The following is a 26,506-nucleotide window of genomic DNA, read 5'->3' as shown; positions in this document are numbered from 1 at the left end:
GGCAATCCCTTAGTAAGTGGTCTGGGTGTCGTGGGAGTGGGACCTGGATTGTGACGACTTGGCCTGCTCTTCGGGAGACTTGCTGTCGTCGGGCAGGTACAGCGGACCTTTTTGACCACAGGCTGTCACAAGGCAGGCAACCGCGACGAGCGCAGCAAGGGAAGAGATCAGGCGCTTCATGGCGAAATCCTTGAAAATGCGTTAATTGCGCCGGAGTATACCGGCCACCCGGCGGCTTGCCTATGCAACGGGCCTCCCGTCCGGCGGGGCTGGCGCCGTTATCGATTGCGGTGGCTGCGGTTGTCGTTGGTCGGTATATCCTTTGCAATCGTCGGGAAGCGCCCGTATCTTGCGGCGCTTGAGCATAAGCAGACATTTTCGAGGTTGCCGCAATGAGTTTGACTGAAGCCCGTTTCCACGATCTGGTCGATGCGACCCAGCAAACCCTGGAGGATGTATTCGAAGACAGCGAGCTGGATATCGACCTGGAAAGCTCCGCCGGCGTGCTGACTGTCAAGTTCGAAAACGGTACCCAATTGATTTTCAGTCGCCAGGAGCCACTGCGCCAGCTTTGGCTGGCGGCGGTCTCGGGTGGCTTCCACTTCGACTACGACGAGGAGAGCGGGCGCTGGCTGTGCGACAAGAGCGAAGAGCAACTGGGCGAGATGCTCGAACGCATCGTCAAGCAGCAGGCTGGTGTGGAATTCGACTTCGAAGGCCTGTGATCGCGTGAACCAGACTGCCCCGGTTCGGCCACCCAAGCCGCTCTACAGCAACGTCAGCCCCGCCGTGCCGTCGCCGTGCATCAGCCTTTGTCGACTTGACGAGCAAAAGGTCTGCCTCGGATGCTTTCGTCATGTGGAGGATATCCGCGAGTGGCGCTCGGCCGATGATGAGCGGCGGCGGGTCATCTGTGCCGAGGCGGCCAGGCGCAAACCTCAGGTGTAACCATCCGTGGCGAGGGGATTTATCCCCGCTGGTTGCCAAGCAGCCCGAAAGACTGAACGCAGCCAGGCAGGTCGATCGGGCAGGCAAGTTCAGGGCTGCACAGCCCAGATGGGATAAATCCTCACGCCACAGTTGGGTGTGCCAGCCCCCCGACTTGTATATTTATTGAGCTGTGTTAGTGTCCGGCTATGCCTCACCTTGCCGAGGCCCGTGAAAACCCCGTCTTCCTGTGGCGGGGTTTTGCTTTTTTCGTGCAGAAGAAAGGAGTCTGCCTGGATCATGACCGCACCTTCCATCACCCTTACCCGCCTGGACGTTCAGCGTCTGGAGCGTCTGATCGACAGCCTGGACGAAACGCTCCCGGGCGTGATCGCGTTGCAGACCGAACTGGATCGCGCCGAGACCCTGGTGGGCCATGAAGACGTGCCCGCCGACGTCGTGACGATGAATTCGCGTGTGCATTGCCGCGAGGAAGGCAGCGGCAAGGACTATCGCCTGACGCTGGTCTATCCACAGGACGCGAATGCCGATGAAGGCAAGGTCTCGATCCTGGCGCCGGTAGGCAGCGCGCTGCTGGGCCTGAAGGTGGGCCAGCACATCGACTGGCCGGCGCCGGGCGGCAAGACCCTGAAGCTGACATTGCTGGCCGTGGAATACCAGCCCGAAGCGGGCGGCGATTTCCACCTCTGATTCAGACCAGGGTCAGCGCCTCGTTCAGGGCGCGTTCCAGGTCGGCCTTGTAGCGCAGGTACAGATTGCTCGAGCAGGCACCGTCACCCACCAGGCCCGAGAGGTCCAGGTCGGTGATGTAGCAGCGATAGCGTTCGGCCTCGCGGCGCTGGCCGACGATTTCCCCGGCAACCACGCGGAACAGCTGGTCGCCGTGTTCCAGTTCAGAGAACTCCTGCTGGTTGCAGTACAGGGTGACGTGCACCTGGCCATGGGCCGCTTTGCCGATGATGGCCTGTACGTCATAGAACGGTTTGTTCACCGGTGTCTGCGGAGCCTGGCGTGCCTCGATCCGCCGCGCCCGTCCGTTGCCCGAGGGCAGCAACTGGTAATACAGGGTTTCCAGGTTCAACGGCTGGGCGGCATCCATTGGCAGCAGGGCGTCGCGGCGGTACAGCACCGATTGCAGGAAGCGTTGCAGCGGCACCAGCAGGCTTTGCTCGTCGTGATAGGGCAGGCGCTGCTGCCACAGGGCGTTGAGTTCGTCGAGCACGTACAGGTCGGCGTCGTCCTCGTTGACCCGGTAGAACACCTGGATGCACTCGGGTTGGCCCATGGGCAGGACCAGTGCCAGGTCATGATCTTCCAGGGCCATCGAGTCCAGGTGCAGCGGACTGTAGGCGGCCAGCTCTTCACCCAGGTAATCCATCAGCGCCGAGAGGCTGGCCAGGGGAATGTGGTTGACCTGGCCGGGCACCAGTTCCAGCACATGGTAGTGCTGCTGGACCTGAAGCAGATAGCGATGGTTGAGGTTGCTGAGCAGCAGCGTCTGGGCCGTTTCGATGACTTCTTCGACCCTTCGCGCAATGAACTGCGCGCGGTTGTGGCAGAAGCAGCGGACCTGCAAGCGCGGCTGGCGCGGCCCGGAGGGCAGGTCGTTGAGGTAGTCACGCAGGCAGTCGAGCAGCGCGTGCTCGCCGTCGAAGCGGTTGACCAGCACTTCGTTCCAACTGTTGAGCGTGACCTGGTCGAGGGTCAGCACCAGGTTTTCCCGGACACCGGCATAGCTCAGCGAGTCGGTGCGTTCGGTGGTCATCAGGATGTTCAGGTCGCGGTGATGCTTGAGCGGGTCGATGCCGACGTTTACCAGGATCAGCACCTCGCTGGGCACGCTGGCATGCAGCAGCCGTTCTTCGTCGACCGTGGCCAGGGGCAGCGCGATGGCCTGTTGCAGGCTGCCCAGCAGGTTGAACAGCTCGAACTCGCTCAGGTCGCTCTCGCCGGGGTGCAGCGCCAGCCGCGTACTGCTGTCGATCACGCCGTTGCGATGGCACCAGGTCAGCAGCTCCAGCAATTCCCGGCTGCGCTTGATCGGCGCGAAATTCTCCCACTCCAGGGCATTGAGGCTGCCGTTATAAAGGCCCCACTGGTTTTGCCCGGGTTCTTTCTTGTTGGGTGACTGAACCAGCGTCAGGGTGTCTTCGGCCAGGTCCGGCGCGATGCCGGGATTGATGAACTCCACCTTGTCGGCCTTGCGTTCGAACGCCGCGTACAACCGTCGGCCAAGGACGTTGAGGTCACGCTTGTTGATCAGGCTGACGGTTTTCTCGGTGCGGGCGAACTGGGTCAGGAAGCGGTAGCTGTAGGTCAGTTCATTGACCAGGGCCCGTCTTTCGTTGCTGACCTGGCGCACCTTCCACTGGCTGCGGCTGTCCAGCAGCGCCAGTTGGCGCTGATCCCAGCCCCATTCGCTGGCCAGGCGCTCGAGCAGCGTGCGTTGCCAGCCGCTGCTGCGCGCCGGGCCGGTGAGCTTGCGGTTGACCTTCAGGTAGAGCGCGCGCCGGATCAGTTCCAGACGCTCGGGCTCGCCGCGGGCCTTGAGGTATTCCTCGATGCGGCGATAGATCAGCATGTACGGGTCCAGTTCTTCCAGGTCCAGGCGATTGGCGAATACCGCCTGCTTGAAGCGCAGGCTCAGGCACCGGACGTCGGGGTGCTCGCTGGCATAGACCTCGGTCAGCAGCAGCTTGAGCACGGACTTGTAAGGGGACTCGATACCCTTGAACAACTGCCAGAGGCCGGCGCCAATGAACTCTCCCGGCGGGATGTAGGCCAGGTGTCCGAGGTCCAGTGTCTCGTCCGCTCGGATAAAGCGCTTGGAAATCAGCGTGTGGGTGTACTGCTCATAGTTGTCTTCTTCGTAGACCGGCACCAGCCACCAGATCGGCGTACGCCCCGCCAGCCAGATCGCGGTGCGGTAGAACTCGTCCAGCAGCAGGTAGTGCTGGGTCGTTCCGCAATCGTCGGAGCTGAGCTGGTTGTCCCTTTCGCCCCGTACGAACCGGGCCGGGTCGATGAGGAAGAAGTGGGCTTCGGCGCCCTGGGTCGCCGCCCAGGCCTCGAGCAACTGGCATTTCTTGCGCAGCTCGGCCAGTTCATCGTCGCTCAGGTCCGGTCCGTGACAGACCCATACGTCCATGTCGCTCTGATCCGCCTGGGCGAGCGTGCCCAGGCTGCCCATCAGGAACAGGCCGAGGATCGGCCTTGGTGGGTTGCTGCCGTGGCGCGGCTTGTAGGAGAAGGAGCGGGTCAGCCGCTGGGCCTCGGTGAGGACGCTGGCGTCGGGTTCGTAGTTCGACAGCCCTGCCGGAGTCGTGCTCGAGACGTAGCCGGGCAACAAGGGGTGATTGACGTGGAAAAACAGGGGCAGCAAGGTCAATACGCTTTGCTGGCGAGGCGAGAGGCCTTCCAGGGCACGTTCCATCCGGATGGTGTTGAGCTTGAGAAAACGTGCGCGCAACTGGCTCAAGACCTTGCGGTCGATTCCCTCATCCAGATCGGGGCGTATTTCGTGATTGCGGGTCATGTCGGCTCAAACCGCTCGCGGCGTCGAACGTGGGAGATCGAAGGTGATGGCAGTTTAGCGTCCGGGGCGTGGAATTCTTAAGCTGAAATATGATTTTTGACGCCGGAATTTCTACAGGGGGCGCAGTGCGCCTGCGGAAACCCCGGCGCAGGGATTTCCGTGGGCGACAGGAAGGTCAGGCGGCTTGCGATACGACGTTGAGAATGGTCAACAGGCCTTGCACGTGCTCGGCGGCATCCCGGCCCAGGCTGGTCAGGTAACCGCCGTCGGACTGGGTGATCAGGTCTTTTTCGTAAAGGCGTTTGGCGGCGGCGATGGCAGAAGGGGCAGCGGTCTGATGGATTTTCAGGCCTTCCTGGGAACTGTCCAGGTTGAAGAGTGCAAGGATTTCCAGTTCGGCAACCAGCTCAGGGGTAAGCGACATAAGGACTCCAGACTTTCTAGGAATTTGGACGACAGCGCCCTTAAGTTGAGCGCACTCTGGCGAACTGTCCAGTACCAGTGTCGTGCTTTTTGGTTTCGAGTGACGCAACACCGCTGTTCTGCCAGGCACAAGAGCCGTGCGCCTGGGGCTCATTGCTTTTCCGGTGGCAGCTCGGGCAGGGCACGCAACGCGGTTTCGTACCACTGGGCATCGAACGGGCGATCCTGTTCGAGCATGGCGTCGATCTCATGGGCCAGCACATGGGCCATGAGGTTCAGGATTTCTTCCCGTTCGTACCCGACCAGGGTCAGTTTGTTGAAGGTTGCCTTGGCGGCGGGCGGGTTGTCGCTTTCGATCTGGTTTTCGATGGCTTCGATCAGCGTCGTTTCGACGAACTCTTCTTCGTCGTTGTCGATGTCGGTTGGCTCGCTCATGGCAGGCTCCTTTGAGAAAGGCCGCCAGTCTACCCCTATTCGCCAGGCTGATGGGCCTGGCGGGAAGTGCCCCGACCGTCTATAACGCAAGGCTGCCAACCCCGCACGGCCTGGAGGCTTGCAATGCTTGAGCTTTATGGTTTCTCTGTCAGTAACTACTACAACATGGTGAAGCTGGCGCTGCTGGAGAAGGGCCTGCCCTTCGCAGAGGTGCCGTTCTATGGCAACCAGGCTCCCGAAACCCTGGCCATCAGCCCCCGGGGCAAAGTTCCTGTACTGAAGACCGACCAGGGCTTCATCAATGAAACCAGCGTGATCCTCGAGTACATCGAGCAAACCCAGCCAGGCAAGCCCCTGCTGCCCGAAGACCCGTACGCCCGTGCCCAGGTGCTGGCCCTGTGCAGGGAAATCGAGTTGTACATCGAGCTGCCGGGGCGGGCGTGTTACGCCGAGGCATTTTTCGGCATGACGTTGCCCGACGCCATCAAGGAAAAGACCAGGACCGAACTGCTGCTGGGGTTCGCCACGCTCGGCCGCCACGGCAAGTTCGCACCCTATGTGGCGGGTGACAGCATGAGCCTTGCCGATCTGTACTTTCTCTACAGTGTCTCGCTGGCGTTACAGGTGGGCAGGAAGCTGTTCGATATCGATCTGTTGGCCGACGTGCCGGCAGCCAAGGCGCTGATGGAGCATCTGGAGCAGAACCCGAACGTACAAAGGATTGCGGCAGACAAGGAAGCAGCGATGCCGACGTTTTTAGCGATGATCGCCGCCAAGAAGTGAGCTTTTCGGTGAGTTGAAGCCGGCTATCACGAGCAGGCTCGCTCCCGCGTTTGAATCTCTGGATGTTCACTAGGGGTGTTCACCAAAGATCCGTCGTGGGAGCGAGCTCGCGATGCTTCTGGCTTTCAGCGGCTGGCGAGCAACGCCTGGCCCCGCACAACCGCTGCCTTGACCTGGGCCGGCGCGGTGCCGCCGATGTGGTCACGGGCATTGACCGAGCCTTCGAGGGTCAGCACGGCAAACACGTCCTGCTCGATCTGGTCGCTGAACTGGCGCAGTTCATCCAGGCTCATTTCCGCCAGGTCCTTGCCGGTGTCCACGCCGTATTTCACGGCATGGCCGACAATCTCATGGCAATCACGGAACGGCAGGCCACGGCGCACCAGGTAGTCGGCCAGGTCGGTGGCGGTGGAGAAGCCGCGCAAGGCTGCTTCGCGCATCACTGCGTGCTTGGGCTTGATGGCCGGGATCATGTCGGCGAAGGCTCGCAGCGAGTCGCGCAAGGTGTCGGCGGCGTCGAACAGCGGCTCCTTGTCTTCCTGGTTGTCCTTGTTGTAGGCCAGCGGCTGACCCTTCATCAGGGTCAACAGGCCCATCAGTGCGCCGAATACCCGGCCGCTCTTGCCCCGTACCAGTTCCGGCACGTCGGGGTTTTTCTTTTGCGGCATGATCGAGCTGCCGGTGCAGAAGCGATCGGGCAGGTCGATGAACTGGAATTGCGCGCTGGTCCACAGCACCAGCTCTTCGGAGAACCGGGACAGGTGCATCATCGCGATGCTGGCTGCGGAACAGAATTCGATGGCGAAATCGCGGTCCGAGACGTTATCCAGCGAGTTGCCGCCCACGGCGTCGAAGCCCAGCAACTGCGCGGTGTATTCACGATCGATCGGGTAGGTGGTGCCGGCCAGCGCGGCGCTGCCCAGGGGCATGCGGTTGGTGCGCTTGCGGCAGTCCACCAGGCGCTCGTAGTCGCGGCTGAGCATTTCGAACCAGGCCAGCATGTGATGCCCAAACGTTACAGGTTGAGCGGTTTGCAGGTGCGTGAAGCCCGGCATGATGCTCTCGGCCTCGCGCTCGGCCTGTTCCAGCAGGCCTTTTTGCAGGCGCGTGATTTCGCCCAGGATCAGGTCGATTTCATCGCGCAGCCACAGGCGAATGTCGGTGGCAACCTGGTCGTTGCGGCTGCGGCCGGTGTGCAGCTTCTTGCCGGTCACGCCGATGCGGTCGGTCAGGCGTGCCTCGATGTTCATGTGCACGTCTTCGAGATCGACGCGCCAGTCGAACTGGCCGGCCTCGATCTCGCCCTGGATGGTCTTCAGGCCATCGATGATGCTGTCGCGCTCGGCATCGGTCAGTACGCCGACCTTGGCCAGCATGGTGGCGTGGGCGATCGAGCCCATGATGTCGTGGCGATACAGGCGCTGGTCGAAGTTGACGGAGGCGGTGAAGCGGGCGACGAAGGCGTCGACGGGTTCACTGAAGCGGCCGCCCCAGGACTGATTGGTCTTGTCAGTGCTCATGAATTCGCTCGTGATCGGCTGTGGAAAAAGTAGCGGTAAAGGCTGCGGCGGATGATAGCAGGGTTACCGGGGCTGGCGCTGGCACTGCCCGGCAGGTTTTTTCGGTGGCGGCCCCGGCTTTCGACGGAGGGTTTGCACAACGATATTTTCCGATTGAGCAATATCATCCCGGCAACCGTCTACAGTGGACGATAGGACGTCGGATTTTTAATCCATGGTGCATCGGACGAACCCAGACGCGGAGGTGCTCATATTGATCGGATCGAGTCTTGATAACCCTTACGGCGACGCCGTGCGACAACGGGCCCCGAGCATCGGTCGGCAAGCGCTGGTAAAGATAGGCAACCGCCTCGCGGCACTTTTTGGCCCTCGAACGAGTCTTAGCGTGGATCGCGGTGACGGATGTCACTTCCCCTGTCTACGCTATCCTTGTGCGAGACTCACGCAGGAATCCAGCGCAATATGAATGTCCTGATCGTTGATGACGAACCCCTGGCCCGCGAGCGCCTGAGCCGAATGGTTGGCGAGCTCGAGGGTTACAGTGTCCTGGAGCCGAGCGCCACCAATGGCGAAGAGGCGTTGGCCCTTATCGACAGCCACAAGCCGGATATCGTGCTGCTCGACATCCGCATGCCTGGCCTGGATGGCTTGCAGGTCGCGGCGAAGCTGTGCGAGCGAGAGTCGCCGCCCGCGGTGGTGTTCTGCACCACACGGGACGACTTTCCCCCCGATGTGTTGCAGGCCGGTGCCGTGGGCTACCTGGTCAAGCCAGTGGCCTCCGAGGCGTTGCTCGACGCCTTGCGCAAGGCCGAGCGGCCCAACCGGGCGCAACTGGCGGCATTGACCCGCCCGGCAGCCGAAAGCGGCAGCGGTCCGCGCAGTCACATCAGCGCGCGTACCCGCAAGGGTATCGAACTGATTCCGCTCAATCAGGTGGTCTATTTCATTGCCGACCATAAATACGTGACCTTGCGCCATGAGAGCGGCGAAGTCCTGCTGGACGAGCCACTCAAGGCCCTCGAAGACGAGTTCGGCGAGCGGTTCGTACGCATCCACCGCAACGCCCTCGTGGCACGCGAGCGTATCGAGCGTCTGCAACGGACCCCACTGGGGCATTTCCAACTGTTCCTCAAGGGCCTCAATGGCGATGCCCTGATCGTCAGCCGGCGGCACGTGGCTGGCGTGCGCAAGATGATGCAACAGCTTTAACCGCCACTGCGGAGCGTCCATGCGCTCCCTTTCCAGGATATTGACGGGCAGGGAGGCCCCGGGGTCGTGATTCAAGTCAAAGCGTATTTGGCTGAGCTGTTATTATTCGCCGTATCTTTTAAGTACGGATTGATCCATGTCCCCTCGCGAGATCCGCATCGCCACCCGTAAAAGCGCCCTGGCCCTCTGGCAGGCCGAATACGTCAAAGCCCGCCTGGAAGCGGCCCATCCCGGCCTGATCGTGACCCTGGTGCCCATGGTCAGCCGCGGTGACAAGCTGCTGGATTCGCCGCTGTCGAAAATCGGCGGCAAAGGCCTGTTCGTCAAGGAACTGGAAACCGCGCTTTTGGACAACGAAGCCGACATCGCCGTGCATTCGATGAAAGACGTGCCCATGGATTTCCCGCAAGGCCTGGGTCTGTTCTGCATCTGCGAGCGCGAAGATCCGCGGGATGCGTTTGTCTCCAACACCTTCGCCAGCCTTGATGCCTTGCCTGCCGGGAGCGTGGTCGGCACCTCCAGCCTGCGTCGCCAGGCGCAGTTGCTGAGCCGTCGTCCGGACCTGCAGATCCGCTTCCTGCGCGGCAATGTCAATACGCGCTTGGCCAAGCTCGATGCCGGTGAGTACGACGCGATCATCCTGGCCGCCGCCGGCCTGATCCGCCTTGGCTTCGAAGACCGCATCACCTCGGCCATCAGCGTCGACGACAGTCTGCCCGCCGGCGGACAAGGCGCGGTGGGCATCGAGTGTCGCAGCGCCGACAGCGAAATCCATGCCTTGCTCGCGCCTCTGCACCACGACGACACCGCCACCCGGGTATTCGCCGAGCGTGCCCTCAACAAACACCTCAATGGTGGCTGCCAGGTTCCCATCGCCTGTTATGCCGTGCTCGAAGGCGAGCAGGTCTGGCTGCGCGGCCTGGTGGGCGATCCGAATGGCGGCCAACTGCTGGGCGCCGAAGGCCGCGCGCCGCGCGCCGACGCCGAAGCCCTGGGCGTGCGTGTGGCCGAAGACCTGCTGAGCCAGGGCGCCGACGACATCCTCAGGAAAGTCTACGGCGAGGCCGGCCACGCGTGACGGGCTGGCGGCTGCTGTTGACCCGGCCGGCGGATGAGTCGTCGGCCCTGGCGGCCGTACTGGCCGATGCCGGTATATTCACCAGCAGCCTGCCGCTGCTGGATATCGAGCCGCTTCCCATCGTCGATTCCGCACGGGCGATTCTCCAGCGCCTGGACCAGTACTGTGCCGTGATCGTGGTCAGCAAGCCCGCAGCCCGCTTGTGCGTGGAGCAATTGCGTCAGCACTGGCCCGAACCACCGGCGCTGCCGTGGTTCAGCGTGGGCGCCGCCACCGGGCAGATCCTCGCCGATGCCGGCCTGTGCGTGTTCTACCCGGACAATGGCGACGACAGCGAAGCCTTGCTTGAACTTCCCGCCTTGCGTCAGGCTCTCACCGGGCCCGAGCCACGAGTGTTGATCGTGCGTGGCGAGGGTGGACGCGGTTTGCTGGCTGAGCGTTTGCGTGAGCAAGGTGCTAGTGTCGACTATCTGGAGTTGTACCGGCGCACCCTGCCACGGTACCGCGAAGGTGAATTGCCGGCGAAGGTGCAAGCGGAACGCCTGAACGCGCTGATGGTCAGCAGTGGGCAGAGTTTCGAGCATCTGCACCGACTGGCCGGCTCAGCGTGGCCCGCCCTGGCGCGGCTGCCATTGTTTGTTCCAAGCCCAAGGGTTGCCGAGATGGCGCGTGCCGCCGGGGCCCGAACAGTTGTGGATTGCCGTGGCGCCAATGCCGCGGCTTTGCTGGCGGCGTTACGGGAACAAGCCGTGCCGTTTTCTAATGCAAAGGATGGACACGTGAGCGAAACAGCCTTGCCAAAAGAAGATCAAGACCGGCCTGCGATCGATGCGCCGGTTGAAACCCCGGCCCCAGCGGCGCCGCGTCGCGGCAACGGGTTGGCCATTGTTGCGTTGCTGCTGGGGGCCGCTGGCGTGGCCGTGGGTGGCTGGGGCGTCTGGCAGGTGCGGCACCTGCAGGCCAACAACCAACAGCAGGCCGCCCAGGTCCAGGCGCTGAATGACCAGGCGCAGAATCTCAAGCTCAACGAGCAGCGCCTCACTGATCGCCTCGCCCAGTTGCCCGCCGCCGAGGAGCTGGAGGAGCGGCGGCGCCTGGTCGCCCAGTTGCAAAGTGACCAGCAGCATCTGAACCAGCGCCTGGAGACGGTACTGGGCGCCAGCCGCAAGGATTGGCGTCTGGCCGAGGCCGAGCACCTGCTGCGCCTGGCCAGCCTGCGTCTTTCCGCCTTGCAGGACATCACCAGTGCCCAGGCGCTGGTCCAGGGCGCCGACGACATCCTGCGCGAGCAGAATGACCCGGGCTCGTTCGCTGCCCGGGAACAATTGGCCAAGACCCTCGCGGCGTTGCGCAGCACCGAACAGCCGGACCGGACCGGGCTGTTCCTGCAACTGGGCGCCCTGCGTGACCAGGTGCTGCAACTCTCGGAACTGGCACCTGAATACAAGGATCGCGGCGAGTCGCTGCTGGGCCTGACCGCCGATGGCGATGGCGCCAGCCGCTGGGCCCAGTGGTGGGATCAGATCTCGCGCTATATCCGCATCGATTTCAATGCCGACGAGAACGTCCGTCCGCTCCTGGCGGGGCAGAGCCTGATGCAGGTGCGCCTGGCCTTGAGCCTCGCCCTGGAACAGGCGCAGTGGGCCGCCCTCAATGGCCAGGCACCGGTCTACACCCAGGCGCTGACCGAGGCCCGCGATGTACTCAAGAACAACTTCAACCAGGATAACCCGCAAAGCAGGATCATGCTCGAGCGCGTGGTTGAGCTGGCCCGGCAACCGGTCACGGTGGTCACACCGGACCTGACGAGTGCCCTGAGCAGCGTCCAGGCTTACCTGGAGCGTCGCAACCTGAACGCCGAAGAGTCGGTCAAGCCGCTGGCCAAGCCTGGCGAGCAGGGGGCCACGCCATGAAACGTCTCTACGTGATTCTGTTCGTGGTCATCGCTGTCGCCGCCTTGCTGGGCGTCGCGATCAGCGAGCATTCGGGTTACGTGCTGGTGGCGTACAAGAACTTCCGGTACGAGGCTGGCCTGTGGGTCACCCTGGCATTGGTGGTGTTGCTCTGGCTGCTCTGGTGGGGCCTGAGGGCCTTGCTCGGATTGGTGACCACGTCCGGCGGGGTGGTCAATCCCTGGTCGCGGCGCAATCGCAGTCGTCGCGTGCAAGTGGCGATCGAGCATGGCCAACTGGATCTGGCCGAAGGTCGCTGGGCCAGCGCCCAGCGGCATCTGCATCGTGCCGCCGAAGCCGAACGTCAACCCTTGCTCTACTACCTCGGCGCGGCTCGCGCGGCCAATGAACAAGGTCTTTACGAGCAGAGCGACAGCCTGCTGGAGCGGGCCCTGGAGCGACAGCCCCAGGCGGAGCTGGCCATTGCATTGACTCACGCCCAGTTGCAGATGGACCGGGGCGATACCGACGGAGCCTTGGTCACCCTGCAAGCCATGCACGATCGCCATCCTCATAACGCCCAGACCCTGCGCCAGTTGCAGCGCCTGCATCAACAGCGCGGGGATTGGTCGGCGGTGGTTCGCCTGTTGCCGGAACTGCGCAAGGACAAGGTCCTGCCGCCGGCGGAATTGGCGGAGCTGGAGCGTCGGGCCTGGGGGGAAAACCTGTCCCTGGCGGCCCACCGTGACGAAGACGGTAGCGTTGGTCTGCAATCGCTCAACCGTGCCTGGCAGCAACTGACCGCCGCACAGCGCCAGGAGTCGGCGCTGGTATTGGCCTACGCCGAACAACTGCGCCAACTGGGTGCCCAGGGCGAGGCCGAGGAGGTGTTGCGCACGGCGCTCAAGCGTCACTACGACAGCCACCTGGCACGCCTGTACGGGCTGGTCCGTGGGAACGATCCGATCCGGCAATTGCAGGCGGCCGAAGGCTGGCTCAAGGATCATCCGGCTGACTCCAGCCTGCTGCTGACATTGGGACGCCTGTGTCTGCAGAACAGCTTGTGGGGCAAGGCAAGGGATTACCTCGAAAGCAGCCTGCGGATCCAGCGCAACCCGGAAGCCTGTGCCGAACTGGCGCGCCTGCTGGCGCAACTGGGGGATGCCGAGCGCAGCAACCAGCTGTTCCAGGAAGGCCTGGGCTTGCTGGACGAGCGTCTGCTCGCCGCGCCGCTTCCGGCGTCCCAGGCCTTGCCTGGCTGATGCCGCGATCAACAGTGTCGGCGGTTCGTCTTGGCATCGCCAATGATTCGACCGCCGATAATGGTCCGGTTCAAGGCTCGGATGATGTCCTGGGGAAAGTCCTACAGGGGATCGCGCTGAATCCTCGAGTGTCTGTCGGGAATTCCCTACACCCCTGGTGAAGTGTCTGCGCGGGCCCGCCTTGAAAGGCCCGAGGGCTTTCCTCTACCGTAACTACCTGTCTCTTCTGTTACGGAACCGCCATGTCTTTGGCCTGCTCACGCTTCTTGTTTTTCATGGCTTCCATCGCTGCGGCCCTGGCCCTGGGCATCGCCAGCTACCTGGAATATGCGGTCGGCCTGACACCGTGCAGCCTGTGTGTCCTGCAGCGGTTGTGCCTGCTGCTGTTCCTGGGGAACTGCCTGGCGGCCTGTGTGCACGGCCCGGGCCACAAGGGCAGCATCGTCTACGGGGGCGTGGGGCTGATCCTGGTGTCGGGAGCGATGACATTGGCCTGGCGCCAGGTCCTGGTACAAAGTCATTCGGTCGAGCCGTTGCCCGATTGCTTCACCCGCATGGAGGGAGCGGGCTCATGGTGGAGCGCTGTGCATCGCGTCATCGACGGCGCGGTCGATTGCGCGAGCGTCACCTGGACGTTGTTCGACTTGAGCGTTCCCGAATGGAGCCTGCTGTTTTTTCTCGCCGTGTCCATCGCCATGACCTACCTGCTGCTTCGCCTTGTCTGGAACGCGCTGATCCGACCACTGGGCGGCAAGACGTCGCAGTTGGTCCGTGCTGTGGATTAAACACTTGTATGAACTTTATCTCCTGCGTACCTTGAAGCAGCTGTCGTGCGGGCATAATCTGGCCCGCACGTATCATTGGAATTATGCCGCTCGATCAAGTTGTGTCCGGCTTGCCATGAATCATCAGGCGTATGCAGGCTGCGAGGGGCATGACTCACAAGGGAAGAAATCGCCATGCTCGAAAGTTGTCAGAATGCTCAGGAACGCTGGGGTGGAGTGCATCTGCTGATCGACCGCTGGTTGCAGGAGCGTCACGAACTGGTTCGGGCCTATGATGCTCTCGGCGACAAGCCTGAAGCGCTGGGAGAGAGCCGCAAGCCGTTGCAGGAATTCTGCGGTGTGCTGGTCGACTACGTCTCTGCCGGTCATTTCGAGATCTACGAGCAATTGACGAGCGAAGCCAAGGCCTTCAACGACAAGCGTGGCCTGGAACTCGCCGAACAGATCTATCCACGTATCGATGTCATCACCGAAAAGCTGCTGGCCTTCAACGACCTCTGTGATGAAGGCAAGTGCGTGGCGGAAAAATTCAAGGAACTGGGTGGCTTGTTGCATGAGCGTTTCGAGCTGGAGGACTGCCTGATCGAAGTGCTGCACAACGCCCACAAGGAAGAGGCCGCGGTCCAGGCTTGAAGGATTTGAGGCAATGAAAAACGGTGCGCATTGCGCACCGTTTTTCATTGCCGGGCTTCAGGTCGTTGCGCCCAGCAGTTCGATCTCGAACACCAGCGGCGTGAAGGGGGGGATCACATCCCCGGCACCTTCGGCGCCGTAGGCCTGTGTCGAAGGAATCACCAATCGCCACTTCGCGCCCACCGGCATCTGCGGCAACGCGCTGCGCCAGCCATCGATCACGCTGTCGAGGCTGAACCATTGCGCCTGGCGGTTGGAGTCGAAGACGGTGCCGTCAGGCAGTCGACCCGTATACAACACCTGGACCTTGCCGTGGGGGCCGGCTTTCGTGCCATGGCCTGGCTTGAGTTCGGTCAGCAGGATGCCGTCCGCCAACTGCTGCACGCCAGGGCGGCTCCTTTCTTCAGCGAGAAATTTCTGTTCCGTCTTCAGCGCCACTTCGACCTGCGGTGTCGTCGACTGCGCGGTCAGTCGCGCCTGGTGTTCGGCCAGGAGCTGTTCGATACGCTCGTCACTGAGGGCCAGGGGCTTGCCCTGGTAGGCCTGTTTCAAACCTTCCACCAGCGCCTGGATCTGCAGATCCGGTACGTCCTGGCGCAATCGTTCTCCCAGGCTCGCGCCCAGGCTGTAGGCCAGGTCGCGGTCATCGTTCGTGCCGGCTTTCTCGGTGGCCTGGACCATGGAGCAAACCATGCACAGACATAAAAACAGGTGACGCCACATGTGTACTTTCTCCGGCCTCGAATCGAGGAATTATGCCAGCGCTGGTATCGATGGACATGGGTGGCTCTGGCAATGACACAGAAGATTTTTCGTCCCTTGCAACGCAACGTCCCGTGTACTGTCAACATGCCCTAGCGGCGGTTGCAGCAGAGGTCTAGTATGAGCCGCACTCACGTCAGTCAGGAGGTAAACCATGTCGGCCCCCAAGAAGCCAGTAAACACTCCGTTGCACTTGCTCCAACAACTGTCGGGCAGCCTGCTCGAGCATTTGGAAAATGCCTGCTCCCAAGCCCTGGCTGATGCTGAAAAACTGCTCGCCAAACTGGAAAAACAACGCGGCAAGGCTCAGGAAAAACTGCACAAGTCACGCACCAAGTTGCAAGAGGCGGCAACCGCCGGCAAGGCCAAGGCTCAAGCCAAGGCGAAAGACGCAGTGAAAGAACTCGAGAGCCTGCTCGATGCCTTGAAGGATCGTCAGTCCGAAACCCGCGCCTACATCCTGCAACTCAAACGCGATGCCCAGGAAAGCCTGAAGCTGGCTCAAGGCGTTGGTCGTGTACAGGAAGCCGCCGGCAAAGCGCTGACGCTTCGCGCCACCAAGCCTGTCGCTGTATCGGCCAAGAAGCCTGCCGCTAAACCTGCCGCAGCAAAAACACCGGCCAGAGTGGCAGCCAAACCTGCCGTGAAGGCGCCTGCCAAAGCGGCGAGCAAACCGGCTGCCAAGCCTGCGGCGACCAAGCCGGTCGCTGCCAGCGCAGCCAAGCCCGCAGCGAAGAAACCAGCCGTCAAGGCTGCCGCCAAGCCGGTCGCGAAAGCGCCTGCTGCCAAACCTGCAGCAGCCAAACCGTCCGCTGCCAAGCCTGTCGCCAAACCCGCTGCCGCCAAACCTGCAACATCGAAGACCGCCGCGGCCAAGCCTGCTGCAAAAGTCGCTGCGAAACCAGTCGCCGCGAAAACGGCAGCCAAGCCAGCGGCAACCAAAACAGCAGCTGCAAAACCTGCTTCGGCCAAGCCGGCCGCTGCCAAGGCGCCTGCCAAGACCGCAGCCAAACCTGCTGCTGCCAAGCCCGCCGCGACCAAGACCGTCGCCAAGCCTGCTGCTGCCAAGCCGGCCGCAGCCAAGCCTGCTGCCAAGCCCGCAGCCAAGCCTGCGGCGAAACCGGCTGTGAAAAAGCCAGCCGCCGCAAAACCGGCGACGCCTACCGCAGCCAAGCCAGCGACAGCCGCTCCAGCTCCATCCTCGACACCCGCACCAACCGCCAGCACGCCGGCTCCGGCGCTGAACCCGAGCGTCACCACGACGTCGGGCACCAGCACCCCAACCAGCGCCTCCTAACGGCCGGATGCCGCGACGCGCAGCTGATGCAGCGCGTCGCGGTTCGGTTGGGCGATACTCGCCACTATTTCTTGCAGCCACAGCGCTGAATCTAAGGGGGGCCCTCCAGGCCATTCCCCGGTCGCGACTTGCAATCGCTCCAGCAACTTTCTCTCGGCCTCGAGTTCCAGCTGCTTGACCTGCTCGCGCAATTCATCGAGCGCAGTGTCATCAAGCGCGCGGACTTTCCATTGGGTGCGAAGGGTGCGTAACGGCTGGACGACCTCCATGTCCCAGGTTTCGGTCAATTGCCGAAGCTGCTCCAGCCTTCGTTCATCGCAGGTCACGCCGCGTTCTGCCAGCCACAGGCCGCAAAGCAGCAGGCAGACATTGGCGCCGCTGTCTTGCAGCGTCAGGCAAGCCTGCTCTACGCCGGGCCTGGCGTACAGGTCGAGGGAAAAACTCCACAGGTCAGGGGACATCGTGCTACTCGCGCCAGTTGCGAGCGAAGCTGGTAGACTCCGCCGCCATTATGATCCGACTTCAGAACCTGACTTTACAGCGTGGCCCGCAACGTCTGCTAGAAGACGCCGAGCTGACCCTGCACGCCGGCCACAAAGCCGGCCTTATCGGCGCCAACGGTGCCGGCAAATCCAGCCTGTTCGCCCTGCTGCGCGGTGAGTTGCATCCGGACTCCGGTGATTGCTCGCTGCCCGCCGACTGGCGTATCGCCCATATGCGCCAGGAGGTCGACACCCTCGAACGCCTGGCGGTGGACTATGTGCTCGACGGCGACGTGCGCCTTCGTCAGGTCCAGCGGGATCTGGCAGCCGCCGAAGCGGCTCACGACGGTGCCGCGCTGGCTCGCCTGCATTCGGAGCTCGACACCGCCGACGGCTATACCGCCGACGCCCGTGCGCGTAAATTGCTGGCAGGCCTGGGCTTCACCAACGAACAGATGGACCGCCAGGTCGGCGATTTCTCCGGTGGCTGGCGGATGCGCCTGAACCTGGCCCAGGCCTTGATGTGCCCCTCGGATCTTTTGCTGCTCGATGAACCGACCAACCACCTGGACCTCGACGCCATCATCTGGCTCGAAGACTGGCTCAAGAGTTATCCGGGCACGCTGCTGCTGATTTCCCACGACCGTGATTTCCTCGATGCCGTGGTGGATCACGTGGCCCATGTCGACCAGCGCAAGCTTGTGCTGTATCGCGGCGGCTACACCGCTTTCGAGCGCGCCCGTGCCGAGCGCCTGGCCCAGCAACAGCAGGCCTACGAGAAACAACAGGCGCAACGTGCGCACATGGAAAGCTACATCGCACGCTTCAAGGCCCAGGCCACCAAGGCCCGGCAGGCCCAGAGCCGGATCAAGGCACTGGAGCGGATGGAAGAGCTGTCCGCGGCCCACGTCGATTCGCCGTTCGACTTCGTCTTTCGCGAGTCGACCAAGATCTCCAGCCCACTGATCGACCTGTCGGATGCTCGACTGGGTTACGGCGACAAGACCGTGCTGGAGAAGGTCAGGCTGCAGTTGACCCCCGGTGCGCGCATCGGCCTGCTGGGCCCCAACGGTGCCGGTAAATCGACCCTGATCAAGAACCTCTCCGGTGAGCTCGAGCCCCTGGCCGGACGCCTGACCCGTGGCGAGAACACCGTGGTGGGCTACTTCGCCCAGCATCAGTTGGATTCCCTCGACGCCAAGGCCAGCCCGTTGCTGCATTTGCAGCGTCTGGCGCCGACCGAGCGCGAGCAGACGTTGCGCGACTTCCTCGGCGGCTTCGACTTCCGCGGTGCTCGCATCGACGAACCGGTACTCAATTTCTCCGGTGGCGAAAAGGCCCGCCTGGCATTGGCCTTGATCGCCTGGGGACGGCCGAACCTGCTGTTGCTCGACGAACCGACCAACCACCTGGACCTGGAGATGCGCCTGGCCCTGACCATGGCGTTGCAGGAATTCAGCGGGGCTGTGCTGGTGGTGTCCCACGATCGGCATCTGCTCAAGAGCACCACGGACAATTTCTTCCTGGTGGCCGACGGCAAGGTCGAGGAATTCGACGGCGACCTGGAAGACTACGCGCGCTGGCTGGTGGAATACCGCCAGCGCAACGCGCCGGTCAGCACCACGCCGGTGAACCCGGACAAGACTGACAAGAAAGCCCAGCGCCAGGCCGCGGCGGCGCTGCGTCAACAGTTGGCGCCCCATAAGCGCGAGGCCGATAAGCTGGAGGCCGAGCTGGGCAAGGTGCACGAAAAACTGCAGAAGATCGAAACCAGCCTGGGCGACAGTGGTCTCTACGAAGCGGCGCGCAAGGATGAGTTGCGCGATCTGTTGGCCGAACAGGCCCGGTTGAAGATTCGTGAAGCGGAACTTGAGGAGGCGTGGATGCAAGCCCTGGAGTTGCTGGAAACCCTGCAGGCGGAGCTGGAGGCACTGTCCTGATGGAAGCGTTGACCGTGCCCATCCCCGTGATGTGGATCGAGCCGATCTGGCTCGGTGTACAGGTGCTGCTGATCCTGCTGGCCGGCTACATCGCACAGCGTTTCGTGGCGCGAGCCCTCACCGGCCTTGGCGAGCGCTACCCCATTCCACCGCAACTGGTGATCATCCTGCGCGGCGTGCTGCGCTGGTTGATCATGGGCAGCGCGATGCTCGTGGTGCTCGAACGCCTGGGTGTCTCCGCCACGGTGCTGTGGACAGCGTTGTCGGGGTTTGTCGCCGTGGCGGCGGTGGCGTTCTTTGCCATCTGGAGCGTGCTGTCCAACCTGCTGTGCGCCGTCTTGATCTACACCGTCGGTCCGTTTCGCCTGGGGGATGTGGTCGAGCTGGTGGAAGCCACCGACAAGCCCGGTATCAAGGGCCGGGTGGTGGCGATCAACCTGCTTTACACCACTCTGATCGAGCCCGAGGAGCTCGGCACCGGCAGTTCCATGATCCAGGTGCCGAACAGCCTGTTCTTCCAGCGCTCGGTCCGTCGCTGGCGCGGTAGCGAGGCGTTTCCGGTGGGTGGCCTGATCGAGTGACCCACCCCTGGCGGGGCGCCGGTCTTGAAAAATAACGGTGGTCAAGCGCGCGGCGGAGCATTAGCTTATTCGTTTCGACGAATCTTGGCCGAGGTGTGCAATGCTGCTGGAAACATGGCTGGCGTTTTTCGCCGCTTGCTGGGTGATCAGCCTGTCGCCGGGCGCCGGTGCCATCGCATCGATGTCCAGCGGCCTGCAATATGGTTTCTGGCGCGGTTACTGGAATGCCCTGGGCCTGCAACTGGGCCTGGCGCTGCAGATCGTGATCGTCGCCGCGGGTGTCGGCGCGATCCTCACCGCGTCGGCCACGGCGTTCTATGCCATCAAATGGTTTGGCGTCGCCTACCTGGTTTACCTGGGCGTCAAGCAGTGGCGCGCCATTCCTGGCGATATCAGTGACGATGCGGCCGTACGGCCTATCGGCAAACCCATGGCGCTGGTGTTCCGCGGTTTGCTGGTCAACATCAGCAACCCCAAGGCCCTGGTGTTCATGCTGGCGGTACTGCCGCAGTTCATCGACCCCCACGCACCCCTGGTCAAGCAGTACCTGATCCTGGGCGTGACCATGATCTGTGTCGACCTTGTCGTCATGGCCGGCTACACCGGGCTGGCGTCGAAGGTCTTGCGCCTGTTGCGTACGCCCAAGCAGCAACGGCGGATGAACCGGACCTTTGCCGGGTTGTTCATCGGCGCGGCGGGCTTGCTGGCGACGATTCGCAAGGCTGCGGTGTAAAGCGAACGAAACCTGTGGCGAGGGGATAAATACCCTCGCCACAGGGGATCGCTGAACCTTCAGCGCAGGATCACCGGCGCGCTATCCCGGGGCAGGTTATTGCGCTGCACCGGCTCGCCGGGTTGCTGGTAGCTCGGGCCACCGAGCTGTTCGCTCATCTGCCGCGCCACATCTTCGCCCAGCGCCTTGGACACCTCGCGTACGACCCGTGGGCGATTCAGGCTGATGCGCACGTCCCGGTGGTTCAACAGCTTGGTGTCCTGGCCTTCACCCATGGCGGTGAACGCCGAGGTGATCTCGAAGGTCCTGGTGTTGATCAGGCTGAAGTCGGCCACCAGGGTCAGGGCGAGCACCGCCGAGTAGCTGTCGGTGTTGGCCAGTTCGTTGACGTCGCGGGTGAAGTCGATGTCCGACACGGTGCCGAAGAGCACGTAGTCGGCGCCCTTGAAATGGCCGGCCTTGATGCGCTTGATCACGTCATAGACATCGCCCTTGGACGACGCGGTGTAGGGCGTGCCCTGCACCAGCTGGAACATCCCGCTGCGCAGGATCTCGCCCTTGATGTCACCGGTGAATTTGCGCAGTTCGCCCTGCTCGATGTAGCTGCTGGTGGCTTCCATCTCGTCGTAGCTCGACGATGCGCTGGCGCTGTAGGCGCCCGCCTGGAAGTTGCTCTGGGCCGACACCGTATGGATGTATTCCTCCACCCGCTCCTGGTACGCCAGGTCGGTGACGGCGACTTTCGGGGCCGCCTGCGCGCCGAACGCACAGGCCAGGGCCATGATGCCTATCCATGTGCGCATGGCTTAGCGCTCCGTGGTCTTGCGGATTTCTTTCTCGTCCATCCACTCGGCCAGACCGCTTTCGACGTCGATCAGTTGCAGGCTGAATTTGTAGAAGACGTCCTTGTAGTCGCTGCTGCGCTTGACGATGGAGCTGATGGAACCTTCGAGACGGTACTTGGCGGCGATCATGTTGCCGGTCTTGGCCACGGTGCTCTTCTTGTACAGGCCGCTCTGGTTCTGCAGCTTGAGCTGGTCGACCTGGCTGTCCATGGCGTTGTTGTCGCTGGCGAAACGCGCCGCGCCGGTCTTCATCAGCTGGGTCTTGATGCTGGTGGTGATTTCGCGGGTGTCGATGTACTCGCTGGTCTTGTTCTTCACGTCATAGACCTGGACCACAGGGCGACCCTGCAGGACTCCGGACTGGGCCAGGGAGCGGGTCATGGACTCGGCGATCATCTGCAGGTCGGTGGAGCCGAACTCGTTGGTCACGGTTTCAACGGCCTTGGTGTCACCGTAGGTGATGTTCTTGTTGCCCAGCACCGGGGAGTTATTGGCGCAGCCGCTGACCAGCAGGGCGGCGAGGGCGAGGGATGAAATGCGTACGAACATGTAGGGCTCTCGAAAGCTGAAAAAGGGATAACGCGTCACTCGGGCGTTTTTTGTGGGAGCGTCTTTAAGGGGTATTGATTTCCAACCGGAAATCCACGGCCTTTGGTGTCGGAGCGATGGCCGGCAGGAAGCTGGTCTGTTCGCCATAGAGCGTCAGGCTTTTCCAGGTTTCTTCCTCGGCGATAGGGAAACCCTCAGGTCCCAGCCAGGCGAAGCGGTAGTACATCGTCTTGTTGTTGTAGCTGGTATTGCTCAGTTGCACATTGACGGTCATGTAGCCGTTTTCCCGTGCCACGCGCATGGCACCCACCACGATGTTCTTGGTTTTGCCCATGGCCACGACCTTGCTGGCAGCGCTGCCCGGCTCCGGTGGCGGCGGGGTGGCGCAACCGGCCAGCAAGGCCAGGGCGCCGACGGCGATCAGTTTTAAACGCATGTGAGCAAGACTCCGTTCTTAAGGTAGCTTGAGGCTGGCGATGGCGGTCGGGTTGGCGCTCGGGATCACCCGGGCGGCCAGGCCACCGGCGAAGACCTGATTGCCCACGGCCCGCAGGCTGACCACTTGGTAACGCTGGTCGACCATCACCTTGACCACCGAGCCGCCTGTGGCGTTGGGCAGGGTGACTTCGTGCTCGCCTTTCTTGAGGCGCAGGCGTACCACTTGGGTGTAGTCCGGCAGGGTGCGCCAGGTCCGGGTGTCTGCGCCTTCGAGCACGGCCGAGGTGAGGCCTACGGCCAGGCCGGCCAGTGGGTTGGTTTCGTTGATCTGTTTCTGCGCTACGCCACGGGTGATGGCGCGCACGGTGGTGCGCAGGATGATGCCCGGCATGTCATCGCGCAGGGCGCGGCGGGACATGGCGGTGGTGCTGTTGAGTTGGGTCAGGTCCAACTGGCGGCCATCGACGCCGATCTGGGCGAAGGTGGCGGTGGAGGTGTCGGGCTTGATCACCGGGAACGACAATGGCGTGATGACGACATTGCCGCTGATGGGCAGGGGCAGGGGGATGCGGATCGAATCACGGGACGGCGCCAGGCCGCTCTGCACCACGATCAGGACGTCGCTGTCATCGTTCTTTGCGGCAGGTTTGTCGAGGTTGAGCAGTGCCTGTTCCAGCAGCGGGGTATTGGGACGCAGCTCGGCGGCTTTGCGATAACCCGGTGCGGCCAGGTTTTTCTCGCCCAGGGCCTCATAGACGAAACCGGCCAGATAATGGCTGAATGCGCTCTGATAACTGTTCTTGAGGCCGACCACTTCCGGCGCGTCGAGGCTGGCCACCGGATAGCCCTGCAGGTCCTTGTACTCGGTCCTGACCCCTTGCTGCTCGGCCTCTTCTTCGCGCTTGAGGTACTGCTTGTCCCGCAGGTCGGCGATCACCGCTTCGCGTTCGTGGGTTTTCTTGATCTGGGTCCGGGCGCCATCGAAGTCGTTCACGGCGAGCAGGTTCAGGGCCATCTGCGTGGTCAGCATGACCTTTTCGTAGTCATAACCCTCATAGCGCCGGACCTTGTCGTTGACCAGGAAGCTGCCGAACTGGGCGGCATACCTGGCGGTGTCCAGCTTGACCGCGTCTTCCCACTGGCCGACCTGCTGGTCCGCGCTGGTCCAGGCCGTCTGGCTGCCGGACAGATCGCCCTTGGCCCGCAGCAGCTCCCCTTTTTCGAAGTAGTACAGCAGGTCCTTGTCCTTGCTGTTGTTCTTTTCCAGCAGGGTCAGGGCCGCATCGACGTTGCCGGAGGCGAGCTGTTGGTTGGTCTGGGCCAGTTCGCTGTCGTAATTACGGAAAACCGAACAGCCGGACAACAAGGTGATCGCACCGAGAGCGACCGAGAAAACGGCACGGGAGGCCATGAACATTCTTCCCTGAGGTATCAGCCAGGTGTGCGGGTCGGGCTGGGGCGATCCACGGACATGCGTCGGAACGCTGTCGGTTCCTCGCATTCGGAGGAGCTTTTTTTTGCCTCGGACATCGAGAAGGCGGCGGGATTATAAACATGGCCGTTGGCTATGTAATGGCTTTTCAATTCCTAAATGCCGTTTTTGTGACATCACTTCCAAAGCATGAAGATCCGATGAAAAAGCACCTGCGGAGCATCTCGGCGCTTGAGTCGAAGGCTGTGGACGTGAACAATGTGTTACTTCTTATTTCCAACTGAGAATTGTTGATGATTGCCCCGCTTCGTTTTCTGGGCTGGCTTGCGCTACCGTTGCTGGCCCTGTGTAGCCCCCATTTGCTGGCCGATACTCTTGAAGGCGCCCCACAGGCGCTGCATCTGCTGGATTACATCGGTGCGGATTACCCGGCGACAGTGGAGGCGGGGAAGGTCATCGACGAGTCCGAATACCGCGAACAACTGGAATTCATCCAGGTGCTGGAGGGGCTGGTCGTTGCGCTGCCGGCCAAGCCGGAAAAGGCCGAGCTGACACAGGGCATCGGCGCCCTGCGTAACGCGATCAGCCAACGCCAGGATGGTGCCGAGGTGGCCCGAATGGCCCGCCAGATGGGGGCCCGGCTGGCGGTGGCCTATGAGGTCAGCCAGGCACCGGTCATCACCCCGGACCCTGCTCGCGGGGCACCGCTGTACGCTCAGAACTGCTCGGTTTGCCATGGCGACAGCGGCGCTGGCGATGGCCCTGCCGGTGTCGGCCTGGAGCCGCCGCCCGCCAACCTGCGCGACAGCAAACGACTGGACAACCTGAGCCTCTATGCCATCTACAGCACCCTCGGCCTGGGCGTCGAAGGCACCGACATGCCGGCATTCGCCGACCAGCTCGACGACCGTCAGCGCTGGGACCTGGCGACCTACATCGCCAGCTTCAGTGCCGATCCTGCCGCCGCGAAGGGCGAGCAGACCTTCAATCTCGCCGACCTGGCTCGCCAGACGCCGGCCGAAGTCCTGGCGACGCAAGGCCCGGCCGCTGCGGCCACCTTCCGCGCCCAGCGTGCCCAGCCGCCTCAGGTCCAGCGCGGCCCGGCGCAATTGCTCGACTACACTGCCGCCACCCTGGATAAAAGCATCGCGGCGTACCGTGCCGGTGAGCATGACCAGGCTTACGATCTGTCGGTAGCCGCCTATCTGGAAGGTTTCGAGCTGGTGGAGAGCTCGCTGGATAACGTGGATGCAAACGTGCGCAAGGATACGGAAAAAGCCTTGATGGCCTACCGTCAGTCCTTGCAGGACGGCCTGCCGGTGGAGCAGGCCGAGCAGCGCCTGACGGCGGCGAAGGCCAAGCTGGAGGAATCCGCGGGCTTGCTGGGCGGCGATGGCCTGAGCTGGTCGCTGAGCTACATTTCCGGCCTGCTGATCCTGTTGCGCGAGGGGTTGGAAGCGATCCTGGTGCTGGCGGCGATCCTGGCGTTCCTGCGCAATACCGGTCAGCAATCGGCGGTTCGCAGCGTCAACGTCGGTTGGGGGCTGGCGCTGCTGGCCGGCCTGGCGACCTGGGGCCTGGCTGCCTATGTGATCGACGTCAGCGGCGCCCAGCGTGAGCTGCTCGAGGGCGCAACGGCCCTGTTCGCCAGCGTGATGGTGCTGTGGCTGGGTGTGTGGATGCACGACCGGCGTCACGCCGCGGCCTGGCAGGACTACATCAAGAGCAGCCTGGTCGGCGGTGGTGGCCGTTTCGGCTTTGCCATCCTGGCGTTTTTCTCGGTTTATCGCGAGCTGTTCGAAGTGATCCTGTTCTACGAGACCCTGTGGCTGCAGGCTGGCCCTGCCGGGCATGACGCCGTGCTGGCGGGTGGCGCGACGGCTCTGGTACTACTGGTGGGGCTGGCCTGGGTGATCCTGCGCGGTTCGGCGCGCTTGCCGCTGGCGCTGTTCTTCAGCATCAACGCGGCGTTGCTGTGCGCCTTGTCGGTGGTGTTCGCCGGCCATGGCGTGAAGGCCCTGCAGGAGGCCGGCATCTTCGGAACTCGTCCGGTGGCGTTCTTTGACTTCGACTGGCTGGGCATTCACGCCGATGCCTATTCGTTGGCGGCCCAGGTGATCGCGATCGTGGCGATTGTCGTGTTGTATGGACGCAGTTGGGTGGCGGAGAAGCGGCGGGTTCAGGCGTCCTGACGGACTGCCCGTTCGGTTCGCTGCGGGAGCGAGTCGGCTCGCCCCCGCGGCGGTTTCAGATGTCGTTCTCGTGGGTCAGTTCCAGCACGCGGTCCACCAGTTTATTGATGCCTGAGGCCGCTTCGCTGATGTTCTGCGCCAGCATGTAGGCCGGGGTACTCACCAGTTTGCGCGCAGTGTCTTCGACGATGTCGGTGACGGCGCAGTCTTCGTGGGAGCCCCCCATCTTGGTCACCGCCGCCGCTGTGTCGACATCCGTGCCGATGGTGCAGGTTACGCCGGGGCCGTAGATCTTCGCGGCCAGCGCCGGGGAAATGCAGATCAGTCCTACCGGCTTGCCGGCCTCGGCGAAGGCTTCGGTCAGCTCCAGGACTTGCGGTTGCACCGTGCAACCGGCCCCTTCGACGGCAAAGTTGGACAGGTTTTTCGCCGAGCCGAAGCCCCCGGGAATAATCAGGGCATCGAAGTCCTCGACCCTGGCTTCGCGCAGGTCCTTCACGTTGCCCCGGGCGATCCGGGCCGACTCCACCAGCACGTTGCGGCTTTCGGGCATTTCCTCGCCGGTCAGGTGATTGATCACATGCAACTGGGCGATATTGGGGGCGAAGCACTGCACTTGCGCGCCGCGCTGATCAAGGCGCAGCAAGGTGATCACGCTTTCGTGGATCTCGGCGCCGTCGTACACGCCACAGCCGGAAAGGATCACTGCAACTTTTTTGCTCATGGGCTTTTCTCCAGATTCATGGCGTTAA

The 26,506-nt window shown here is 62.8% G+C and carries 27 protein-coding genes and 1 pseudogene; 16 read left to right on the top strand and 12 right to left on the bottom strand.

Annotated features, from left to right (window positions below; genetic code table 11):
* Positions 1-9: 9 nt before the first annotated feature.
* On the bottom strand, positions 10-180 hold the full coding sequence (gene lptM / locus AC1M7R_RS10155) for an LPS translocon maturation chaperone LptM (RefSeq protein WP_072390601.1): 171 nt from the start codon (positions 178-180) through the stop codon (positions 10-12).
* Between the two features lie 212 nt (positions 181-392).
* Between lptM and cyaY the strand changes: the two genes are divergently transcribed.
* The 3 genes from cyaY to rnk all read left to right on the top strand — a co-directional run bounded on the left by cyaY (position 393) and on the right by rnk (position 1,638).
* A complete protein-coding gene (gene cyaY, locus AC1M7R_RS10150) occupies positions 393-725 on the top strand; it encodes an iron donor protein CyaY (RefSeq protein WP_072390595.1) in 333 nt (110 codons plus the stop codon).
* Positions 726-729: 4 nt separating this feature from the next.
* Positions 730-948, top strand: a complete 219-nt coding sequence (locus tag AC1M7R_RS10145; protein ID WP_072390592.1) for a DUF1289 domain-containing protein — start codon at positions 730-732, stop codon at positions 946-948.
* 279 nt (positions 949-1,227) lie between these two features.
* Entirely contained in the window at positions 1,228-1,638 is a 411-nt protein-coding gene (gene rnk, locus AC1M7R_RS10140) for a nucleoside diphosphate kinase regulator (protein ID WP_072390586.1), read from the top strand.
* A gap of 1 nt (position 1,639) precedes the next feature.
* Here rnk and AC1M7R_RS10135 read toward each other — a convergent pair whose 3' ends face one another.
* From AC1M7R_RS10135 to AC1M7R_RS10125, 3 genes are all read right to left on the bottom strand, one after another.
* Positions 1,640-4,483: a class I adenylate cyclase gene (locus tag AC1M7R_RS10135; protein WP_072430944.1), complete on the bottom strand. Its 2,844-nt coding sequence runs from the start codon at positions 4,481-4,483 to the stop codon at positions 1,640-1,642.
* Between the two features lie 175 nt (positions 4,484-4,658).
* A complete protein-coding gene (locus tag AC1M7R_RS10130; RefSeq protein WP_072390580.1) occupies positions 4,659-4,907 on the bottom strand; it encodes a TIGR02647 family protein in 249 nt (82 codons plus the stop codon).
* 149 nt (positions 4,908-5,056) lie between these two features.
* Complete coding sequence (locus AC1M7R_RS10125) at positions 5,057-5,341, bottom strand: hypothetical protein (RefSeq protein WP_072390577.1); 285 nt, start codon at positions 5,339-5,341, stop codon at positions 5,057-5,059.
* A 123-nt stretch (positions 5,342-5,464) separates the two neighbouring features.
* Here AC1M7R_RS10125 and AC1M7R_RS10120 point away from each other — a divergent pair, with 123 nt between their 5' ends.
* Positions 5,465-6,124, top strand: a complete 660-nt coding sequence (locus tag AC1M7R_RS10120; protein WP_072458538.1) for a glutathione S-transferase family protein — start codon at positions 5,465-5,467, stop codon at positions 6,122-6,124.
* Positions 6,125-6,249: 125 nt separating this feature from the next.
* On the opposite strand, the gene argH is transcribed toward AC1M7R_RS10120, so the two are convergent.
* The gene (argH, locus tag AC1M7R_RS10115; protein WP_072390570.1) at positions 6,250-7,644 is read right to left on the bottom strand and encodes an argininosuccinate lyase; all 1,395 of its coding nucleotides are present in this window, start codon (positions 7,642-7,644) and stop codon (positions 6,250-6,252) included.
* Positions 7,645-8,106: 462 nt separating this feature from the next.
* Here argH and AC1M7R_RS10110 point away from each other — a divergent pair, with 462 nt between their 5' ends.
* The 7 genes and pseudogenes from AC1M7R_RS10110 to AC1M7R_RS10080 all read left to right on the top strand — a co-directional run bounded on the left by AC1M7R_RS10110 (position 8,107) and on the right by AC1M7R_RS10080 (position 14,503).
* Positions 8,107-8,853, top strand: coding sequence for a LytR/AlgR family response regulator transcription factor (locus AC1M7R_RS10110; protein WP_072390564.1), 747 nt, complete (start codon positions 8,107-8,109; stop codon positions 8,851-8,853).
* Positions 8,854-8,989: 136 nt separating this feature from the next.
* Positions 8,990-9,931, top strand: a complete 942-nt coding sequence (gene hemC / locus AC1M7R_RS10105) for a hydroxymethylbilane synthase (protein ID WP_072390561.1) — start codon at positions 8,990-8,992, stop codon at positions 9,929-9,931.
* Positions 9,928-10,626, top strand: a pseudogene (locus AC1M7R_RS10100) (uroporphyrinogen-III synthase); the annotation flags it as partial. The gene hemC and the pseudogene AC1M7R_RS10100, both read left to right, overlap by 4 nt.
* 84 nt (positions 10,627-10,710) lie before the next feature.
* A complete protein-coding gene (locus AC1M7R_RS10095) occupies positions 10,711-11,844 on the top strand; it encodes a uroporphyrinogen-III C-methyltransferase (RefSeq protein WP_256343717.1) in 1,134 nt (377 codons plus the stop codon).
* Entirely contained in the window at positions 11,841-13,085 is a 1,245-nt protein-coding gene (locus AC1M7R_RS10090) for a heme biosynthesis HemY N-terminal domain-containing protein (RefSeq protein WP_072390555.1), read from the top strand. Before AC1M7R_RS10095 ends, AC1M7R_RS10090 begins: the two co-directional genes overlap by 4 nt.
* 242 nt (positions 13,086-13,327) lie before the next feature.
* Positions 13,328-13,870, top strand: a complete 543-nt coding sequence (locus AC1M7R_RS10085; RefSeq protein ID WP_072390552.1) for a disulfide bond formation protein B — start codon at positions 13,328-13,330, stop codon at positions 13,868-13,870.
* Positions 13,871-14,044: 174 nt separating this feature from the next.
* Positions 14,045-14,503: an Rsd/AlgQ family anti-sigma factor gene (locus AC1M7R_RS10080; protein WP_072390546.1), complete on the top strand. Its 459-nt coding sequence runs from the start codon at positions 14,045-14,047 to the stop codon at positions 14,501-14,503.
* A gap of 57 nt (positions 14,504-14,560) precedes the next feature.
* On the opposite strand, the gene AC1M7R_RS10075 is transcribed toward AC1M7R_RS10080, so the two are convergent.
* A complete protein-coding gene (locus AC1M7R_RS10075; RefSeq protein WP_072390543.1) occupies positions 14,561-15,226 on the bottom strand; it encodes an FKBP-type peptidyl-prolyl cis-trans isomerase in 666 nt (221 codons plus the stop codon).
* Positions 15,227-15,419: 193 nt separating this feature from the next.
* Between AC1M7R_RS10075 and AC1M7R_RS10070 the strand changes: the two genes are divergently transcribed.
* Complete coding sequence (locus tag AC1M7R_RS10070) at positions 15,420-16,562, top strand: AlgP family protein (protein WP_490610389.1); 1,143 nt, start codon at positions 15,420-15,422, stop codon at positions 16,560-16,562.
* Here AC1M7R_RS10070 and AC1M7R_RS10065 read toward each other — a convergent pair.
* Positions 16,559-17,023 carry a TIGR02444 family protein gene (locus tag AC1M7R_RS10065; protein ID WP_072430937.1) on the bottom strand — a complete coding sequence of 155 codons (465 nt, stop codon included), beginning with the start codon at positions 17,021-17,023 and terminating at the stop codon, positions 16,559-16,561. The two genes, AC1M7R_RS10070 and AC1M7R_RS10065, sit on opposite strands and share 4 nt — an antisense overlap.
* A gap of 50 nt (positions 17,024-17,073) precedes the next feature.
* On the opposite strand from AC1M7R_RS10065, the gene AC1M7R_RS10060 reads away from it, so the two are divergent.
* The 3 genes from AC1M7R_RS10060 to rhtB all read left to right on the top strand — a co-directional run bounded on the left by AC1M7R_RS10060 (position 17,074) and on the right by rhtB (position 20,298).
* Complete coding sequence (locus tag AC1M7R_RS10060; protein WP_072390534.1) at positions 17,074-18,984, top strand: ATP-binding cassette domain-containing protein; 1,911 nt, start codon at positions 17,074-17,076, stop codon at positions 18,982-18,984.
* Positions 18,984-19,565 carry a mechanosensitive ion channel family protein gene (locus AC1M7R_RS10055; RefSeq protein WP_072390531.1) on the top strand — a complete coding sequence of 194 codons (582 nt, stop codon included), beginning with the start codon at positions 18,984-18,986 and terminating at the stop codon, positions 19,563-19,565. The genes AC1M7R_RS10060 and AC1M7R_RS10055 overlap by 1 nt, the downstream gene beginning before the upstream one ends.
* Before the next feature lie 100 nt (positions 19,566-19,665).
* Positions 19,666-20,298 carry a homoserine/homoserine lactone efflux protein gene (gene rhtB / locus AC1M7R_RS10050; protein WP_072390528.1) on the top strand — a complete coding sequence of 211 codons (633 nt, stop codon included), beginning with the start codon at positions 19,666-19,668 and terminating at the stop codon, positions 20,296-20,298.
* 59 nt (positions 20,299-20,357) lie between these two features.
* Here the strand turns inward: rhtB and AC1M7R_RS10045 are convergent, their stop codons facing one another.
* The 4 genes from AC1M7R_RS10045 to AC1M7R_RS10030 all read right to left on the bottom strand — a co-directional run bounded on the left by AC1M7R_RS10045 (position 20,358) and on the right by AC1M7R_RS10030 (position 23,541).
* Positions 20,358-21,101, bottom strand: coding sequence for a hypothetical protein (locus AC1M7R_RS10045; RefSeq protein WP_053148498.1), 744 nt, complete (start codon positions 21,099-21,101; stop codon positions 20,358-20,360).
* A gap of 3 nt (positions 21,102-21,104) precedes the next feature.
* Complete coding sequence (gene lpoB / locus AC1M7R_RS10040) at positions 21,105-21,692, bottom strand: penicillin-binding protein activator LpoB (protein WP_072430935.1); 588 nt, start codon at positions 21,690-21,692, stop codon at positions 21,105-21,107.
* Between the two features lie 64 nt (positions 21,693-21,756).
* Complete coding sequence (locus AC1M7R_RS10035) at positions 21,757-22,128, bottom strand: YcfL family putative periplasmic lipoprotein (protein WP_003206754.1); 372 nt, start codon at positions 22,126-22,128, stop codon at positions 21,757-21,759.
* 18 nt (positions 22,129-22,146) lie between these two features.
* On the bottom strand, positions 22,147-23,541 hold the full coding sequence (locus tag AC1M7R_RS10030) for a COG3014 family protein (protein ID WP_490610388.1): 1,395 nt from the start codon (positions 23,539-23,541) through the stop codon (positions 22,147-22,149).
* 314 nt (positions 23,542-23,855) lie between these two features.
* Here AC1M7R_RS10030 and AC1M7R_RS10025 point away from each other — a divergent pair, with 314 nt between their 5' ends.
* Positions 23,856-25,754, top strand: coding sequence for a cytochrome c/FTR1 family iron permease (locus AC1M7R_RS10025; protein WP_092179895.1), 1,899 nt, complete (start codon positions 23,856-23,858; stop codon positions 25,752-25,754).
* 55 nt (positions 25,755-25,809) lie between these two features.
* On the opposite strand, the gene elbB is transcribed toward AC1M7R_RS10025, so the two are convergent.
* A complete protein-coding gene (elbB, locus tag AC1M7R_RS10020) occupies positions 25,810-26,478 on the bottom strand; it encodes an isoprenoid biosynthesis glyoxalase ElbB (RefSeq protein ID WP_072390514.1) in 669 nt (222 codons plus the stop codon).
* Between the last annotated feature and the right edge of the window lie 28 nt (positions 26,479-26,506).

The sequence above is a fragment of the Pseudomonas sp. MS01C9 genome (assembly GCF_058202755.1).
This window is presented reverse-complemented; position numbering and strand designations above follow the sequence as displayed.

Bases quoted from the DNA above. Each gene is read 5' to 3' on its own strand.
- rhtB (WP_072390528.1), top strand. From the start codon at position 19,666: ATGCTGCTGGAAACATGGCTGGCGTTTTTCGCCGCTTGCTGGGTGATC.
- rnk (WP_072390586.1), top strand. From the start codon at position 1,228: ATGACCGCACCTTCCATCACCCTTACCCGCCTGGACGTTCAGCGTCTG.
- AC1M7R_RS10060 (WP_072390534.1), top strand. From the start codon at position 17,074: ATGATCCGACTTCAGAACCTGACTTTACAGCGTGGCCCGCAACGTCTG.
- AC1M7R_RS10135 (WP_072430944.1), bottom strand. From the start codon at position 4,483: ATGACCCGCAATCACGAAATACGCCCCGATCTGGATGAGGGAATCGAC.
- AC1M7R_RS10125 (WP_072390577.1), bottom strand. From the start codon at position 5,341: ATGAGCGAGCCAACCGACATCGACAACGACGAAGAAGAGTTCGTCGAA.
- argH (WP_072390570.1), bottom strand. From the start codon at position 7,644: ATGAGCACTGACAAGACCAATCAGTCCTGGGGCGGCCGCTTCAGTGAA.
- AC1M7R_RS10025 (WP_092179895.1), top strand. From the start codon at position 23,856: ATGATTGCCCCGCTTCGTTTTCTGGGCTGGCTTGCGCTACCGTTGCTG.
- AC1M7R_RS10130 (WP_072390580.1), bottom strand. From the start codon at position 4,907: ATGTCGCTTACCCCTGAGCTGGTTGCCGAACTGGAAATCCTTGCACTC.
- elbB (WP_072390514.1), bottom strand. From the start codon at position 26,478: ATGAGCAAAAAAGTTGCAGTGATCCTTTCCGGCTGTGGCGTGTACGAC.
- AC1M7R_RS10070 (WP_490610389.1), top strand. From the start codon at position 15,420: ATGTCGGCCCCCAAGAAGCCAGTAAACACTCCGTTGCACTTGCTCCAA.
- AC1M7R_RS10085 (WP_072390552.1), top strand. From the start codon at position 13,328: ATGTCTTTGGCCTGCTCACGCTTCTTGTTTTTCATGGCTTCCATCGCT.
- AC1M7R_RS10080 (WP_072390546.1), top strand. From the start codon at position 14,045: ATGCTCGAAAGTTGTCAGAATGCTCAGGAACGCTGGGGTGGAGTGCAT.
- lptM (WP_072390601.1), bottom strand. From the start codon at position 180: ATGAAGCGCCTGATCTCTTCCCTTGCTGCGCTCGTCGCGGTTGCCTGC.
- lpoB (WP_072430935.1), bottom strand. From the start codon at position 21,692: ATGTTCGTACGCATTTCATCCCTCGCCCTCGCCGCCCTGCTGGTCAGC.
- AC1M7R_RS10075 (WP_072390543.1), bottom strand. From the start codon at position 15,226: ATGTGGCGTCACCTGTTTTTATGTCTGTGCATGGTTTGCTCCATGGTC.
- AC1M7R_RS10090 (WP_072390555.1), top strand. From the start codon at position 11,841: ATGAAACGTCTCTACGTGATTCTGTTCGTGGTCATCGCTGTCGCCGCC.
- AC1M7R_RS10045 (WP_053148498.1), bottom strand. From the start codon at position 21,101: ATGCGCACATGGATAGGCATCATGGCCCTGGCCTGTGCGTTCGGCGCG.
- AC1M7R_RS10035 (WP_003206754.1), bottom strand. From the start codon at position 22,128: ATGCGTTTAAAACTGATCGCCGTCGGCGCCCTGGCCTTGCTGGCCGGT.
- AC1M7R_RS10065 (WP_072430937.1), bottom strand. From the start codon at position 17,023: ATGTCCCCTGACCTGTGGAGTTTTTCCCTCGACCTGTACGCCAGGCCC.
- AC1M7R_RS10055 (WP_072390531.1), top strand. From the start codon at position 18,984: ATGGAAGCGTTGACCGTGCCCATCCCCGTGATGTGGATCGAGCCGATC.
- hemC (WP_072390561.1), top strand. From the start codon at position 8,990: ATGTCCCCTCGCGAGATCCGCATCGCCACCCGTAAAAGCGCCCTGGCC.
- AC1M7R_RS10110 (WP_072390564.1), top strand. From the start codon at position 8,107: ATGAATGTCCTGATCGTTGATGACGAACCCCTGGCCCGCGAGCGCCTG.
- AC1M7R_RS10120 (WP_072458538.1), top strand. From the start codon at position 5,465: ATGCTTGAGCTTTATGGTTTCTCTGTCAGTAACTACTACAACATGGTG.
- AC1M7R_RS10030 (WP_490610388.1), bottom strand. From the start codon at position 23,541: ATGGCCTCCCGTGCCGTTTTCTCGGTCGCTCTCGGTGCGATCACCTTG.
- cyaY (WP_072390595.1), top strand. From the start codon at position 393: ATGAGTTTGACTGAAGCCCGTTTCCACGATCTGGTCGATGCGACCCAG.